Origin of the sequence: Promicromonospora sp. NPDC023987, assembly GCF_040639055.1 — a bacterium.
Lineage (GTDB): Bacteria > Actinomycetota > Actinomycetes > Actinomycetales > Cellulomonadaceae > Promicromonospora.
This window is the reverse complement of record NZ_JBEZZF010000055.1, coordinates 1-15023: the sequence shown is the minus strand read 5'-3', so window position 1 is coordinate 15023 and position 15023 is coordinate 1. Positions and strand designations below refer to the sequence as shown.

Annotated in this window: 16 protein-coding genes; 11 read left to right on the top strand and 5 right to left on the bottom strand. The window is 71.7% G+C overall.

Features of this window, described 5'->3' with window-relative positions:
- The first annotated feature begins 47 nt into the window (after positions 1 to 47).
- The 7 genes from AB0F40_RS20585 to AB0F40_RS20555 all read left to right on the top strand — a co-directional run bounded on the left by AB0F40_RS20585 (position 48) and on the right by AB0F40_RS20555 (position 5806).
- Positions 48 to 1070 carry a pseudouridine synthase gene (locus tag AB0F40_RS20585; RefSeq protein WP_357471810.1) on the top strand — a complete coding sequence of 341 codons (1023 nt, stop codon included), beginning with the start codon at positions 48 to 50 and terminating at the stop codon, positions 1068 to 1070.
- A gap of 47 nt (positions 1071 to 1117) precedes the next feature.
- Positions 1118 to 2350, top strand: a complete 1233-nt coding sequence (gene alr, locus AB0F40_RS20580) for an alanine racemase (protein WP_357471808.1) — start codon at positions 1118 to 1120, stop codon at positions 2348 to 2350.
- Positions 2351 to 2382: 32 nt separating this feature from the next.
- Positions 2383 to 2919: a tRNA (adenosine(37)-N6)-threonylcarbamoyltransferase complex ATPase subunit type 1 TsaE gene (tsaE, locus tag AB0F40_RS20575; RefSeq protein ID WP_357471878.1), complete on the top strand. Its 537-nt coding sequence runs from the start codon at positions 2383 to 2385 to the stop codon at positions 2917 to 2919.
- A gap of 68 nt (positions 2920 to 2987) precedes the next feature.
- Positions 2988 to 3728 carry a tRNA (adenosine(37)-N6)-threonylcarbamoyltransferase complex dimerization subunit type 1 TsaB gene (gene tsaB / locus AB0F40_RS20570; protein WP_357471805.1) on the top strand — a complete coding sequence of 247 codons (741 nt, stop codon included), beginning with the start codon at positions 2988 to 2990 and terminating at the stop codon, positions 3726 to 3728.
- On the top strand, positions 3725 to 4273 hold the full coding sequence (rimI, locus tag AB0F40_RS20565) for a ribosomal protein S18-alanine N-acetyltransferase (protein WP_357471802.1): 549 nt from the start codon (positions 3725 to 3727) through the stop codon (positions 4271 to 4273). Before tsaB ends, rimI begins: the two co-directional genes overlap by 4 nt.
- Positions 4274 to 4407: 134 nt before the next feature.
- Positions 4408 to 4911, top strand: coding sequence for a Fic family protein (locus AB0F40_RS20560; protein WP_357471799.1), 504 nt, complete (start codon positions 4408 to 4410; stop codon positions 4909 to 4911).
- Between the two features lie 13 nt (positions 4912 to 4924).
- Positions 4925 to 5806 carry a sulfurtransferase gene (locus AB0F40_RS20555; protein ID WP_357471797.1) on the top strand — a complete coding sequence of 294 codons (882 nt, stop codon included), beginning with the start codon at positions 4925 to 4927 and terminating at the stop codon, positions 5804 to 5806.
- A 27-nt stretch (positions 5807 to 5833) separates the two neighbouring features.
- Here AB0F40_RS20555 and AB0F40_RS20550 read toward each other — a convergent pair whose 3' ends face one another.
- Together AB0F40_RS20550 and tsaD are read right to left on the bottom strand one after the other, a co-directional pair.
- Positions 5834 to 6544, bottom strand: a complete 711-nt coding sequence (locus tag AB0F40_RS20550) for a hypothetical protein (protein WP_357471794.1) — start codon at positions 6542 to 6544, stop codon at positions 5834 to 5836.
- Positions 6545 to 6587: 43 nt separating this feature from the next.
- Positions 6588 to 7631 carry a tRNA (adenosine(37)-N6)-threonylcarbamoyltransferase complex transferase subunit TsaD gene (gene tsaD, locus AB0F40_RS20545; protein ID WP_357471791.1) on the bottom strand — a complete coding sequence of 348 codons (1044 nt, stop codon included), beginning with the start codon at positions 7629 to 7631 and terminating at the stop codon, positions 6588 to 6590.
- 111 nt (positions 7632 to 7742) lie between these two features.
- On the opposite strand from tsaD, the gene AB0F40_RS20540 reads away from it, so the two are divergent.
- Positions 7743 to 8357, top strand: coding sequence for a malonic semialdehyde reductase (locus AB0F40_RS20540; RefSeq protein ID WP_357471788.1), 615 nt, complete (start codon positions 7743 to 7745; stop codon positions 8355 to 8357).
- 19 nt (positions 8358 to 8376) lie between these two features.
- On the opposite strand, the gene AB0F40_RS20535 is transcribed toward AB0F40_RS20540, so the two are convergent.
- On the bottom strand, positions 8377 to 9552 hold the full coding sequence (locus AB0F40_RS20535; protein ID WP_357471786.1) for a glutamate--cysteine ligase: 1176 nt from the start codon (positions 9550 to 9552) through the stop codon (positions 8377 to 8379).
- Positions 9549 to 10817 (bottom strand): SAM-dependent methyltransferase, encoded by a 1269-nt coding sequence (locus AB0F40_RS20530; protein WP_357471783.1) that lies wholly within the window; start codon positions 10815 to 10817, stop codon positions 9549 to 9551. Before AB0F40_RS20530 ends, AB0F40_RS20535 begins: the two co-directional genes overlap by 4 nt.
- Before the next feature lie 333 nt (positions 10818 to 11150).
- Between AB0F40_RS20530 and groES the strand changes: the two genes are divergently transcribed.
- A complete protein-coding gene (gene groES / locus AB0F40_RS20525; protein ID WP_357471780.1) occupies positions 11151 to 11447 on the top strand; it encodes a co-chaperone GroES in 297 nt (98 codons plus the stop codon).
- Between the two features lie 152 nt (positions 11448 to 11599).
- On the opposite strand, the gene AB0F40_RS20520 is transcribed toward groES, so the two are convergent.
- Complete coding sequence (locus AB0F40_RS20520) at positions 11600 to 11887, bottom strand: WhiB family transcriptional regulator (RefSeq protein WP_274993201.1); 288 nt, start codon at positions 11885 to 11887, stop codon at positions 11600 to 11602.
- Positions 11888 to 12078: 191 nt separating this feature from the next.
- On the opposite strand from AB0F40_RS20520, the gene AB0F40_RS20515 reads away from it, so the two are divergent.
- Both AB0F40_RS20515 and guaB read left to right on the top strand, forming a co-directional pair.
- Positions 12079 to 13329, top strand: coding sequence for a MerR family transcriptional regulator (locus tag AB0F40_RS20515; RefSeq protein WP_357471777.1), 1251 nt, complete (start codon positions 12079 to 12081; stop codon positions 13327 to 13329).
- Positions 13330 to 13396: 67 nt separating this feature from the next.
- Positions 13397 to 14911 (top strand): IMP dehydrogenase, encoded by a 1515-nt coding sequence (gene guaB / locus AB0F40_RS20510; protein WP_357471773.1) that lies wholly within the window; start codon positions 13397 to 13399, stop codon positions 14909 to 14911.
- The last annotated feature ends 112 nt before the right edge of the window (positions 14912 to 15023 follow it).

Here is a 15023-nt window from a genome sequence, read left to right as displayed (position 1 = left end):
AACCCTCCCGTGGTCCGGCAGCGCGCCCGTCGGGTTAGGTTGACGACGTGCGTACGCCCGGCCCCGCCAAGCACCGACCGCCACTGCCCGTGCGGGACGGGCTCAACCCGACCCGGCTCGTGCTCCCGCACGACCCCGACGTGATCGCCCGGTTCCCGTACGCGCTCGACTACCTCCTGGACCGCTTCCGCGACGACGAGGCACGCCTGCTCGAGAAGCTCGCCCTCGGCGAGATCGTCACGGGCCACGGCGAGCCCCTCACTCCGACGACGCCGTACGAGCCGCGCGGGTTCCTCTACCTCTACCGCGACCCGCCCACCCACGAGGACGCGATCCCGTTCGAGCCAGAGGTGCTCCACCGCGACGAGAACCTGCTGGTCGTGGACAAGCCGCACTTCCTCGCGACGATGCCCCGCGGGCGCTGGGTTCGGCAGACCGCCCTGGTCCGCCTCCGGATCGCCCTCGACCTGCCCGAGCTCTCCCCGGCGCACCGGCTCGACCGCGGTACGGCCGGTGTGCTCGTCCTCACCGTGCGGCCGGAGGTGCGCGGCCCGTACCAGGAGGCCTTCGCGCGCCGCGCGGTGCGCAAGGTCTACGAGGCGGTGGCGCCGCTCGTGCCGTCGGACGACGCTGTGCCCGATGCCGCCCGGGTTGCCAAGGGAGCGCCCGTCACGCTCCGCAGCCGCATCGTGAAGCGGCGCGGCGTCACCCGCGCCGAGGAGGTCCCCGGCGAGCCGAACGCCGAGTCGCTGATCACCCTCGCGGCGGCCGACGAAGCGCGCGGCCTGGGCCTCTACCGGCTGGAACCCCACACCGGCAAGACCCACCAGCTCAGGCTGCACATGGCGGCGCTCGGGCTGCCGATCCTGCACGACCCGTTCTGGCCGGAGCTCCGCGACAGCGACCCCGACGACTTCGACCGCCCGCTGCAGCTCCTGTCCCGGTCCCTGGAGCTCACCGACCCGCTGTCCGGGCGGCCGCGCCGCTTCGAGTCACGGAGAGACCTGAGCGAATGGCCCGGCCAGGTACCCCCGCACGGCTCAGACCCGCAGATCACTCCGGTGACCTGAGCGTCTGACACGTCCACCGGGATCGGACAGGTGCAAGAATCGGTGCGATGAGCACCACCGCCTATCCCGCCCGCGCGGTCGTCGACCTGGACGCGATCCGCGACAACGTGCGCGCCCTGCGGGCGACCGCCGCGAACGCGCAGGTCATGGCCGTCGTCAAGGCCGACGCGTACGGGCACGGGCTGGCACCCGCGGCCCGGGCGGCGCTCGCGGGCGGTGCCACCTGGCTCGGCACGGCGCACGGCACCGAGGCGCTGGCCGTCCGCGCCGCCGTCGGGCCCGAACCTCGCGTCCTGACCTGGCTCTACGCGCCCGGCGCACCGTTCGCCGAGCTGGTCCGGGAGGACGTCGACATCGCGGTCGCCGCCCCGTGGGCCCTGGACGAGGTGGCCGACGGCGCCCGCGCGGCCGGCCGGGCCGCCCGCGTGCACCTCAAGGTCGACACCGGCCTGGGCCGCAACGGGATCACCCCGGAGGACCTGCCGGCGGTCCTCGACCGGGCCGCGGCGCTGCAGTCGGACGGGGCTCTCGCCGTCGTCGGGCTCATGTCGCACTTCGCCCTCGCCGACGAGCCCGACGACCCGTCCGTGAAGATGCAGACCCACGCCTTCGAGGAAGCGATCCGCACCGTCGAGGCGGCAGGACTGCCCCTCGAGGTGCGGCACATCGCCAACTCCGCGGCGACCCTCACCAACCCGGCCGCCCACTACGACCTGGTGCGCCCGGGGATCGCCGTCTACGGGCTCTCACCGGTCCCGCACCTGGGCGCCCCCGGCGACTACGGGCTGCGCCCCGCGATGACGCTCGAAGCACGGCTCGCCACCGTCAAACGGGTGCCGGCTGGCCGCGGCGTCTCGTACGGCCACTTCTACACGACGACGCAGGACACCGTGCTCGGCGTGATCCCGCTCGGGTACGGGGACGGGATCCCGCGACACGCGTCGGGCGGCTCGCTCGGCCCCGGCGGCCCCGTCCTGGTGGGCGGCGGCATCGACGACGTCGCGGCACCCGGCGCAGGCCTCGGTGCCGCCCGCGTGCTGCGCATAGCCGGCCGGGTGTGCATGGACCAGGTGATGCTCGACCTCGGCCCGTACGCTCCGGAGCAGGCCGGTGACGTGGTCACGCTGTTCGGGGCGTCGGACGGGCTGGCCCACGCCGGCGCACCCAACGCGGAGGACTGGGCACAGGCCGCAGGCACCATCAGCTACGAGATCGTGACCCGCCTCGCGGCACGCGTGCCGCGCGTGTACGTGGGCACGGCAGGAAGGGAGACCGCGTGAGCGGGGCAGCAGGAGGACAGGGCGACATCGCGATGTCGGAGGGAGTGACGCTCGAGCTGCCCGACGCCGAGACGACGCGCGCACTGGGCGCCGCTCTCGCCGAGGAGCTGCGCGCCGGGGACCTGGTCATCCTCACGGGCGACCTCGGCGCCGGAAAGACGACCCTGACCCAGGGGATCGGCTCGGCGCTCGACGTACGCGGCCAGGTCGCCTCGCCCACGTTCATCGTGGCGCGCGAGCACCCGGCGCTGCCACGCGCCGACGGGACGCACGGCCCCGGCCTGGTGCACGTCGACGCCTACCGGCTCGGCGGGCTGAGCGAGCTCGACGCGCTCGACCTCGACTCGTCCCTCGAGGACTCCGTGACGGTCGTGGAGTGGGGACGCGGCCTGGCCGAGGCGCTCGCTGACGACCGGCTGGAGATCGACCTGGAGCGCCCGCGCGGCGCGCCGTCGTTCGACCCCGGCGTGGCCGCGGAGGAGGACCCGGAGGCGGGGACCCGCAAGGCGACGATCCGCGCCGTCGGTCAGCGCTGGGCCGGTGTCGACCTCGGCGGGCTGCTGAGCTGAGGCGCGGCCGCGCAAGGATCTGCCGCTGACCCGACGGCGGTCGGCGGCCGGCGTAATACCCTGGTCGTGTGGCCGTTCTTGCTCTCGATACCTCAGCAGCCGTCGCCGTCTCGCTCGTCTCCGATGACGGTGCGCGCCTCGCGTCCCGCACCTCCGACGAGCGCCGGCGGCACGCCGAGTCGCTCGCGCCTCTGATCGAGGAGGTCCTCGCCGAGGCGGGGATCGCGCCCGGCGACCTGACCGCCGTCGTCGCCGGTACGGGGCCTGCCCCGTTCACCGGCCTGCGCGTCGGCCTGGTCACCGCGCGCACGCTCGCGCTCACGCTCGGCATCCCCGTGCTGGGGGTGCCCAGCCTCGATGCCCTGGCCGTGCAGGCCGTCAGCGACCTCGGGCTGCGGCCGGGCACGGAGATCCTCGCGACCTCCGACGCGCGCCGCAAGGAGGTCTACTGGGCGCGCTACCGCGTGGTCGCGCTCGAGGGCCCGCACGGTTTCCCGGTCGCCGAGCGGATCGCGGGGCCCGACGTCGACCGGGCCGGGTTCGTCGCACAGGCGCAGCTCGCCCTGCCGGAGACCGAGGACGGGCAGCTTCCCGTCGTGGTCGGCGAGGGGGCGATGCTCTACCCGGAGTTCCTGCCCGTCGCCGACGACGCACCGCTCGTGCCCGACGCGACGGTGCTGGCCCGGTTGGCGCTCGTGCGCCGCGACGCCGGCGAGGAGCAGCCCTCCGAGCCCCTGTACCTGCGGCGCCCGGACGTGCACGAACCGGCGCGGGCCTCGACCTCCTCGACCTCCGGGGGCGTCGCATGATCACCGAGGTGCGGCTCCGTCCGCTGCGCAGCTCGGACTTCGACCGCGTCCTGGAGCTGGAGCGCCAGTTGTTCGGCCGCGGCGCCTGGACCTACGGGATGCTCGCCGACGAGCTCGCGGGGCTCGGCCGCTGGTACGTCGTCGCGGAGCCGGAGCGACTCGACCGTGCGGGTGAGCAGCCCGTCGTCGGGTATGCGGGCCTGTGGTTCGACGGCGACGTCACGCAGGTGATGACCATCGGCGTCGACCCGGCCGCCCAGCGGCACGGCGTCGGCAGGCAGCTCATGACCGCGCTGGTCGAGCGGTCGCGCAAGGTCAAGGCAGGGGCGGTGCTGCTGGAGGTGCGGGTCGACAATGCCGCGGCGATCGAGATGTACCGGCAGTTCGGGTTCGAGGTCCTCGGCGTGCGCAAGCGCTACTACCAGCCGGAGGACATGGACGCGTTCACGATGCGCCTCGACCTGTCCGCCGCGGCGGTCGCCGTGGCGGACGCTCCGGTAGACACCCCGGACACGCCCGACGACGAGGCGGGGGACGCGGCGTAGCGTTGCCGAAACGTCCTACTCCAACCTGATAAACATACTAATCTGGCACTCAGATTAGTATGTTTACCAGGTTGTCTAGGAGGTTTTATGCGTTCGTTCGTAGATCTTGATGATCTCATTGGTCTGTCCTCCTCGTGGGACTTTTCGCGCTGGACCTGCTGACCATCCATCCGTTCCTCGATGGCAACGGCCGGATCACGCGCGCGCTCACGAACGCACTGCTGGAGGACAGCGGTTACGAGGTGACGCGGTACGTGTCGCTGGAGTCGTCGATCGCCGCGACGTCCGACAGGTACTACGACGCACTCCAGGGATCGACAACGGCGTGGCATGACGGTGGCCATGATCCGTGGCCCTGGCTCCGGTATTTCGTGCACGTCGTGCGCGGCACATACGACGAGTTCCAGCGTGCAACGGAGACGGCGCGTGCAGCCGGGAGCAAGAAGGAACGCGTCCAGCTGTATGTTCGGGACCACGCTCCGGCGTCGTTCAAGATGGCGGACATCAGGGCCGCACTTCCGGGAGTGAGCGACGCGACGATCAGGAACGCGCTGGACACGCTGCGTGCAGAGGGCGTCGTGAACGTCGACGGCACCGGGCGCAACGCCGCCTGGAACCGGGTCAGCAGCCAACGATGAGAGGTGCCACACGATGAGGGAACGAGTACTGGTCGACGCGACGACGCTGGCGGCGGACCTGCAGGTCGGTGGGGGAGCCGACCCGGTCGAGGGGCGCCCCGTCGTGCTCGACGTCCGCTGGGCGCTCGGCATGACCGACGGTCGCGACCAGTACCGCGCCGGCCATGTCCCGGGCGCGGTGTACGTGGACCTCGAGACCGAGCTCGCCGCGCACGCGTCGCCGGCCGCCGGGCGACACCCGCTGCCGTCGACGTCGGCGTTCCAGCAGGCCGCACGCCGTTGGGGCGTCTCGGCGGACTCGCACGTCGTGGTCTACGACTCCGTCGGCGGCACCTCAGCGGCCCGTGCCTGGTGGCTGCTGCGGTACTTCGGTGTGCGGGCCGTGCGCATCCTCGACGGCGGCCTCGCCGCCTGGTCCGCCGAAGGGCTCGTCCTCGAACCGGGTGACGTGACGCCCGAGCCGGGCGACGTCGTCGCGCAGCCGGGCGGTATGCCCGTGCTCGACGCCGACGAGGCGGCCGCCCTGGCCGACGGCGACGGGGTGCTCCTCGACGCGCGGGCCGCCGAGCGCTACCGCGGCGAGGTGGAGCCCGTCGACCCGCAGGCCGGGCACATCCCCGGGGCGGCGAGCGCGCCGACCACCGAGAACCTGGGCGCGGACGGTCGGTTCCTGTCGACCGCTGACCTGAGGCGGCGCTTCGGTGAGCTGGGGGTGCCGACCGGTTCGACCGGCTCGGGACAGGTCCGCTCGACCGGCGTGTACTGCGGTTCGGGAGTCACGGCGTCGCACGAGGTGGCCGCGCTCGCCGTGGCGGGTGTGGACGCCGCCCTGTACCCGGGCTCGTGGTCGCAGTGGTCGAACGACCCGGCTCGCGAGGTCGCGACCGGGGCGTGAGCCCGACCGGCGGCCGTGCCCGGGGTCTCAGGGCGTGGTGCGCTGCTCGCTGAGCACGGTGATCTTCTGCCAGACCTTGCGGGACATGCCCATGGTGAGCGTCTCGATGGTCGACACGGTGTTCAGCACGACGTCATCCTGCGACTCCTCCGCGCACAGCGCCGCTGCCTTGGCCACGAGCGACAGCAGCTCGGTGCAGTACTCCAGGTAGTACTCGACCTGCTCGGGCGTCAGGTCGCCGTCGGCGTCCTCGAACGCGTCCCGCAGGCTCTCCGGCTCCTTGGTGAGCTGGTGCATGTCGATGATGTGGGCCAGCGACCGCAGGCGGTGGAGCTTGGCCAGCAGATCGGTGCGCTGGACGCGCTCGGGTACGGAGTGCAGCACCACGACCGCTATCGCGACGAAGACCAGGTCGTTGACGGCGCTCTCGATGAGCGGGAGCCAGTCCAGCCCGTTGTCCGGTGCCTCGGTGAACGCCGCCTCGACGGCGAACCCGAACGCCACCAGCGCGACCAGCACCACGACGGCGATCAGGCCCCTTGACCCGGCCCGGACGAGACGGCTGCGCCGCCGCGTGTCCGCCGAGGTGTCCGCCACCTGCTCCGTCAGGGACGCGAGCTCCTGCGCCACCCGCTGGATGCCGCGGCCGGGGAACCGGGCGCCGACCCGGTCGCGCAGGCGGCGGGCTGTTTCGATGACGGGGGCCGGCTCGAGCTTCTCCAGCGTTCTGACAGGCACGGGAGGCAGCGTAGAGCCCAGGGGCCGCTCCGCGGGAACGTCGTCAGACCGTGATGGTGGTCAGCGGCATCGACGAGTCCACCGGGATGTCCAGGTTGCTGGGGGCGACCCCGGCGCGCACGACGGCGGAGCCCAGCGCAGCGATCATCGCGCCGTTGTCGGTGCAGTACCGGATCGGCGGGATGCGCAGGTCGATCCCGGCCTCGGCGCACCGCTTGGCCGCCATCTCGCGCAGCTGGCTGTTGGCCGAGAACCCGCCGCCGACCACCAGCGTGTCGACGTCGTGCTTGTGGCACGCGGCGATCGTCTTCGCGGTGAGCACGTCGGCGACCGCCTCGGCGAACGACGCGGCGACGTCGTGCACCGGGATGGGCTGCCCGGCGTCGGTCCGGGCCTCGACCCAGCGGGCGACCGCCGTCTTGAGGCCGGAGAACGAGAAGTCGTACGCATGCTTGGCCTGGTCCTTCGCGGCGGTGAGGCCGCGCGGGAAGCGGATCGCCGTCGGGTCGCCCTCGCGCGCGAGCCGGTCGATGTGCGGTCCGCCGGGGTAGGGGAGCCCGAGCAGGCGGCCGACCTTGTCGAAGGCCTCGCCGGCGGCGTCGTCCAGCGTGGAGCCGAGCTCCGTGACGTCGGTGGCGATGTCGTCCACCATCAGGAGGGAGCTGTGGCCACCGCTCACCACGAGCGCCATCGCACGTTCCGGCAGGGGGCCGTCCACGAGCTGGTCCACGCACGCATGGCCGATCACGTGGTTCACGCCGTACAGCGGCTTGTTCAGGCCGATCGACAGGGCCTTCGCGGCGGACGCCCCGATGGTGAGCGGGCCAACGAGGCCGGGACCAGCGGTGACGGCCACCGCGTCGACCTCGGACAGGTCGACGTCGGCCTCGCCGATCGCCTTCTGGATGGTCGGGATCATCGCCTCGAGGTGGGCCCGGCTGGCGACCTCGGGAATGATGCCGCCGTAGCGGGCGTGCTCTTCCATCGAGCTGGCGACCGCGTCGACCAGCAGCTCGTTACCGCGGACCAGAGCGACACCGGTCTCGTCGCAGGAGGTCTCGATGCCGAGGACCAGGGGTTCTGCCATGTGCTCCAGCCTAATTGGTCGCGGCCGCGCAGTGGTGTGCCGTCCGGCCGTGTGTCGTGGCTCATAGTTGAATTCGGAACTATCGCCAGGGGCAACCGTGTTGACGCGGGCATGACTGAGACGCTTGAGGCGACAGGCCTCGCCATCGACGACGTGACCGCCGACCGGCTCTTCCGGACGGCGCGCACCGTGATGACGTACGCAGAGCCCGACGTGACCGACGAGCAGCTCGCCGCCGTCTACGACCTCATCAAGTGGGGTCCCACCTCGATGAACGTCAGCCCGCTGCGCATGCTGGTCGTCCGCACGCCGGAGGCGCGGCAGCGCCTGGTCGCGAACATGCCCGAGGGCAACCAGGAGCGCGTGGCGAACGCGCCGGTCACCCTCGTGCTCGCCTACGACCCCGAGTTCCACGAGCGCCTCGACGTCCTGATCCCGCACCTGCCGGGCGCACGCGAGATGTTCGCGGCCGACGACGAGGCACGGGCCGACGCCGCACGCACGAACGCCCTGCTGCAGGCCGGCTACCTGATCGTGGGCCTGCGCGCGGCCGGCCTGGCCGCCGGGCCGATGCACGGGATCTACGACGGCATCGACGCGGAGTTCTTCGCCGACAACGGCTGGAAGGGTCTCCTCGTCGTGAACGTCAGCGTGGCAGAGGGCGCCGACACCAGCCGCCCCCGTGCGCCGCGCCTCGGGTTCGACGAGGTCGCACAGGTCGTCTGACTCGACCACCGGGGCCGCCTCAGACGGGCAGCGGGCGGCCCGCCCGCATCTCCTCGACCATCGAGCGCACGACCGGCACCAGGTCGCCGCCGTGCGCGGCGGCGACCGCCTGCTGGCGCCGGTAGGAGGCCCCGGAACGGACGATGTCCCGCACGCCGGCCAGCTCCGCGACGCAGCCGAGCCGGTGCGCGACGGGCTCCAGCTCGACCAGCAGCTTGCCGATGGCGTCGACCAGCGGTCCCTGGTTGCCGTCGGCGTCGAGGATCACCGTGGCGTCGAGACCGTAGCGCGCCGAGCGGAACTTGTTCTCCTGGACGAACCAGGGCGGCAGGACCGGCAGGGCGCGGCCCTGGTCCAGCTGCGTGGACAGGTGCTCCACCAGGCAGTGCACCAGCGCTGCCAGCGTGAGGGCCTCCGAAAGGTTGGTCGGGCCGTCGCAGACCCGCACCTCCAGCGTGCCGAACGTCGGTGACGGTCGCACGTCCCAGTGGAGCTCGTTGAACGCCTCGACCGCCCCGACGTGCACCATGTCGCCGGCGTACGCCTCGAGCTCCTGCCAGGTCTCGAACGGGACCGGCAGCCCCGAGCTGGGGATCTGCTGGAACAGCAGCGACCGGTTGGACGCGTATCCGGTGGGCTCGCCCGCCCAGTACGGCGAACCGGCGGACAGCGCCTGCAGGTGCGGGAAATAGGTGAGCATCGCCCGCATCAGCGGGAGCGCCTTGTCGCGGTGCTCGATGCCGACGTGGACGTGCAGCCCCCAGATGATCAGCTGCGCGCCCCAGATCCCCGTGCGCTCCATGATGCGCCTGTAGCGCTCCTTGTCGCCGACCTGCTGGTCCGCGGCCCGGGCGAACGGGTGCGTCCCGCCGCCCATGATGTCCAGGCCCAGCCGGTCGGTCACCGTCCGGACGCGCTCGAGGATGCGGGTCAGGTCCGTCCCCGCGTCGGCGACGGTGCCGCAGACGCCGCTGACCAGCTCGATGGTGTTCTTCATGAACTCGCCGGTCACGTGCGGGGCGTAGCCCGCCGAGGTGGGCCGAGGCTCGCCGACGTCGCGCGCGAGGGCGTCGAGCACGGCTGGACCGGCCTGGGAGAGGTCGGCGCTGTCGGAGTCGACCAGCCCGATCTCCCACTCGAGGCCCACAGTGGAGCGGGGGGACTCCCCGAAGCCGAGCCGGGCCGGCGAGCTCATATGGTTCCCAGTGGTTCGACGAGCAGTATCCGTTGGTCGCCTGCTACGCGTGTGAGCACGATCGTCGCCTCCTCGGTCCCGGTGAGCACGAGCTGCTTGCGAAGTTGTTCAGGCACTACCGCGGTGCCCCGCTTCTTGATCGTGATCCGTCCGACGTTCCGCGTCCGCAGGTAGGACTTGAGTCGCTTCAGGCCGAACGGCATCGTGTCGAGCACCCGGTAGCCGGTAGCGATGGGGGCCGGTGCCCCGGCCGATTCGGTGGGGCGCGCGGGGGGTAGCTCGGCAGGGCTGTCGGTGGTGACGTACGCGATGGTCGGGTCGACGAGACGCCCGCCCAGCTCGGCGGCAGCCTGGCCGACGAGGCCCGCGCGGATGACCGCCCCGTCGGGTTCGTAGAGATACTGGCCGACGTCCCCGACGTCCGGCACGACGTCGGAGCCCCGCACCGTGCGGCTGAGCGTGTGGTCCTTCCCGTCGTCGTCCGTGAACGTGCGCAGCACGAGCGCCGAGCGGCCGGGGCCGTCGAGCGCGAGCGGCCCGAACCAGATCCCGGCCTCGACCACGTCGCCGTTGACGGAGACCCACTGGGTCTCGGCGTCGTCGGGCAGGCCGTCGTGCGGGATGCCCGGGCCGACCTTGATACCGACGGCGGCCACCGTCTCGCGCAGCGACCAGACGGAGTCGAGCGGGGGCTCGTAGGCGCGCGGGTCGAAGACCCGGCGGCTCCGCCCGCCCGAACCACCACCCACGCGCCGCGCCGGGTCGGCGTAGACGCCCTCGACGCCCTCGGCACGCAGGTCGAGGGAGAGCCCGTCGGCATGCCGCACGTCCGCCTCGGGGAAGTGGCGCAGGTTCCACTGCGCGATGGCGGCGGTGCACTCGTCCAGGTCGGTCGCGACGACCCGGAGGCCGGTTCCGGCGAAGGCGAGCGAGTCGGCCCCGATGCCGCAGGTGAGGTCCGCGAGCATCGTGACGCCGGCGTCGAGGTAGCGCCGGGCGTGCAGAGCGGCGACGAGGAGCCGGGTGGCCTGCTCCAGCCCGTCCGCGGTGAAGAGCATGCCGTCCGCGAAGTCGCCGAACTTGGCCCGCGCCTTGGCACGCAGCCTCGACTGGGTCACCACGGCGGCCGCGAGGTCCGGTGCTACACCCTTGGCGCGCAGCGTCGTCACGGTCTTCATCGCGTGCCGCTCGTCATAGGGGGGAAGGGCACCAAGCAGGGCCCAGCCGTCAGGGCTGAGCAATTTGCTCAGAATCGCCGCATCCATGGGAAGATCTTTCCACGTTTGGCCTGGTGGTGACGAGCGACCCGACACAACCTTTTCGTCGGGATGGCGAGTTTTCGGTGTGGCGACGGCGCGTCGGCCCTCTGAGGTGTGAGCAGGTCCACCCGATTGGCACTCGCCTTGACCGAGTGCTAGCGCCGACCTAGATTTGGGGGTGTTCACCGCTGCGGGCTCCCGTTCACGGGCCCGCGGGGGAGAACCCAGACGTTCGTGCCCGCCGGCACCCGCGACGACGGCGGACGGTCGAACGTTCGAGCCACTTACGTCCATCACGCAGCTGATCTCTCGATCCGCTCACGAAAGAGGAGGTCCGACGTGTCGGTCCCCATCAAGCCGCTCGAGGACCGGATCGTCGTCAAGGCTCTCGAAGCCGAGACCACGACCGCTTCCGGCCTGGTCATCCCGGACACCGCCAAGGAGAAGCCCCAGGAGGGCGAGGTTCTGGCCGTTGGTCAGGGCCGCATCGACGACAACGGCAACCGTGTGCCGCTGGACGTCGTTGTCGGTGACAAGGTGATCTACTCCAAGTACGGCGGCACCGAGGTCAAGTACGCGGGTGAGGAGTACCTGGTGCTCTCGGCCCGCGACATCCTCGCCGTGGTCGTGAGCTGACTCCAGCCCACGCCAGGTAGAAGACGAGAGCCCCGCACCGGACGGTGCGGGGCTCTCGCCGTGCCCGGCAAAGCTGGTCGTCCCGGCAGGCTGGCCGCAGCGGCGCTGCCGCGGGCGGGGCAGGACGACCGGCTTCGCGCGAAGAAAGTGGTTCAGGCGGAGACGGACTTGCCGGCGAGGATGGCCGAGCGCTCGTCCTCGCTGAGCCCGCCCCACACGCCGTACGGCTCGCGCACGCGGAGCGACTGCTCGCGGCACTGCATCATCACGGGGCAGGAGCGGCAGATCGCCTTGGCGGCCTCGGCGCGCCTGCGGCGCGTCGACCCGCGCTCGCCCTCGGGGTGGAAGAACAGAGTGTCGTCCGCGTCGCGGCACGAACCCTGGTACTGCCATTCCCACAATTCCATTACCGGACCGGGAAGCCTCGAGATCTCCGTCATGCCGAACAACCTACAAGTTGTGCAGAAGTTGTTCAAGGGGCAGTTTCTCCACGCGTGGGCAGAATCGGGTCAGCCGGAACCGCGCCAGGGCTGACCGGGTTTGTTCCGGTCTGGACTAAATTCGACCGAGATCGGCGGCACGCCGGGTTTCGCAGTGGCGCGGAGAGGTCCAGGTCGGCAGAATCGAGTCCATGACTTCTTCGCGGCCTGCCCAGAGCTCGGGCGGGTCACGTACATCCAGCCCCGGACTGGCCGTCGCCGCAGTTGCCAGACGCCTCGGGGTTGCGCCGGCGACCCTGCGTACGTGGGACCGCCGGTACGGGCTCGGGCCCTCGGGTCGTACGGCCGGGTCGCACCGCCGCTACACACCGGACGACGTCGCCCGGCTCCTCGTGATGCGCCGGCTCACGCTCGAGGGCGTCGCGCCGGTGGATGCCGCGCGGGCCGCGGTCGAGGCAGGCGAGGCCGAGCTCGAGGTGGCCACCAAGACCGCGCCGGCGCTGCCGACCGTGCAGGTCGAGGGCGACCCGGAGTCCGCGGAGCCAGAGTTCGCGGAGACCTTCCTTGGCACGGTCGAGGCGCAGACGGCGCCCGGTGACGAGACGGCGGACACGGACGCGGGGGCCGGCGAGACCGGTCCGACGGGTCCCGCGGGTCCGGCGTCGGGCGACGAGCAGGCGGAAGAGCCGCGCGGCCGGGCGCGCCTGCGGGCGCTGCCGGGTGGCGCGACCGGCGGCGACGCCCCGGTGGCTGGCGGGCCCCGGGCGGCTTCGGCCGCCGCGCCCACGTCGGGCAGGGTCTCGGCGCTGGTCGACGCGGCACTCGCCTACAGCAGGACCGCCTGCGACAACCTGCTCGTGCTGGGCCCGGAGGGCGACCCGGCCACGTGGTGGACCGACCTGGTGGAGCCGGCCTGGCTGCGGCTGTCGGAGCGCACGGTCCTCGCCGGCCCGGGCGAGATGCCCGAGGTGGTGCTCGCGACCGCCGCGTTGCGGGCGCTGCGTCACTACACCGAGGAGTTCGAACGCGCCATGGTCGAGGCGGGTGGCCCGCCGGCCAACCACCCGAGCCGGATGCGCAAGATCGTCCTGGTCTTCGCCGCTCCCGACGAGGTGGTGCCGCTCTCGGCGCACGCGCTCGCCGCGGCGCTCGCCGCGCAGGGCTCGATGGCGCGGATCGTCACCGGCCCCGCGAGCACCCACCGCTCGGTCGAGCTGGTGACCATGGTCCGCCCGACGGCGGTCGTGCTCGCCACCACGCAGACCAAGCCCGACCTCGACGTCGTGCACGCGGTGAACGAGAGCTATCCGGAGCTGCCGATCTTCGTCGGGCTACGGGCGGACGCCGCGGCGACGGACCTGCCGTTCGGGCCTACGGTGCAGCGCGTCCGGTCGTTCACCGGGCTCCTGCACGAGGTCCTAGCGGTCATCAAGGCGAGGTGACGCACGCCTCGGGCGGGTCGGTTCGCCTGGCCAGGATCTGTGGCCGCTCGGGTCGTAGACTTGCTGCATGACGGACCAGACCTCGCCGGCCGACCCGTTCGGGTTTCTCGGGCTCACCTATGACGACGTCCTGCTGCAGCCGGGTTACTCCGACCTGGCGCCGTCGGACATCGACACGACGTCTCGCCTGACGCGCGAGATCTCGCTCAAGATCCCGCTGCTGTCCGCGGCGATGGACACGGTCACCGAGTCGGCGATGGCCATCGCCATGGCTCGCCAGGGTGGCCTCGGTGTGCTGCACCGCAACCTCTCCATCGAGGATCAGGCCTACCAGGTCGACCTGGTGAAGCGAACGCAGACCGGCATCATCACGAATCCGGTCACGATCGGTCCGGACGCCACGCTCGAGGAGCTAGACACCCTCGCGGGCCAGTTCCGGATCTCCGGGTTCCCGGTGGTCGACCTCGAGAACAAGCTCATCGGCATGGTCACCAACCGCGACCTGCGCTTCACGCCGGTCGCCGAGTGGGCCACCACCAAGGTGGACGAGGTCATGACGCCGCAGCCGCTGATCACCGGCCCGTCGACGATCTCGCGGGACGACGCGACGCTGCTGCTGCGCAAGCACAAGCTGGAGCGCCTCCCGCTGATCGACCCCGACGGCCGCATCACCGGGCTGATCACCGTCAAGGACTTCGTGAAGTCCGAGCAGTTCCCCGACTCGTCGAAGGACAGCCAGGGCCGTCTGATGGTCGGCGCGGCGATCGGCTACTTCGGTGACGCGTGGCAGCGTGCGACCGACCTGATCGAGGCCGGCGTGGACGTCCTCGTCGCCGACACCGCGCACGGCAACGTCCGCATGCTGATCGACATGGTCAAGCGCCTCAAGTCCGACCCGGCGACCAGGGACGTCCAGGTGATCGGCGGCAACGTCGCCACCCGCCAGGGCGCCCAGGCGTTCGTCGACGCGGGCGCCGACGCCGTGAAGGTCGGCGTCGGGCCGGGCTCGATCTGCACCACGCGCGTCGTGACCGGCGTCGGCGTGCCGCAGATCACCGCCGTCTACGAGGCGTCGCTGGCCTGCAAGCCCGCCGGCGTGCCCGTCATCGCCGATGGCGGTCTCAAGCACTCGGGCGAGATCGGCAAGGCCATCGTGGCCGGCGCCGACAGCGTGATGCTGGGCTCGCTGTTCGCGGGCTGCGAGGAGACGCCGGGCGACCTGGTGCTCGTCAACGGCAAGCAGTTCAAGACGTACCGCGGCATGGGCTCGATGGGCGCCATGTCCTCGCGTGGCAAGAAGTCCTACTCCAAGGACCGCTACTTCCAGGCCGAGGTCACGAGCGACGACAAGATCGTGCCAGAGGGCATCGAGGGCCAGGTGGCCTACAAGGGTCCGCTGTCCACCGTGGCCCACCAGCTCATCGGCGGCCTGCACCAGACCATGTTCTACACCGGTGCGCGGACCGTCCCGGAGCTGCAGGCCAACGGCAAGTTCATCCGCATCACGTCGGCGTCGCTCAAGGAGAGCCACCCGCACGACGTGCAGATGACCGTCGAGTCGCCGAACTACAGCGGCTTCTGATACTCCCGCTGTCCCGGTGGTCGCTCTCGATGCGCCCGTGCTCTCCGAGCTTCTCGTGCTGCAGGATGCCGACCACGGAGTTCGCGGCGCTCTGCCCCCGCAGGCGTACCCA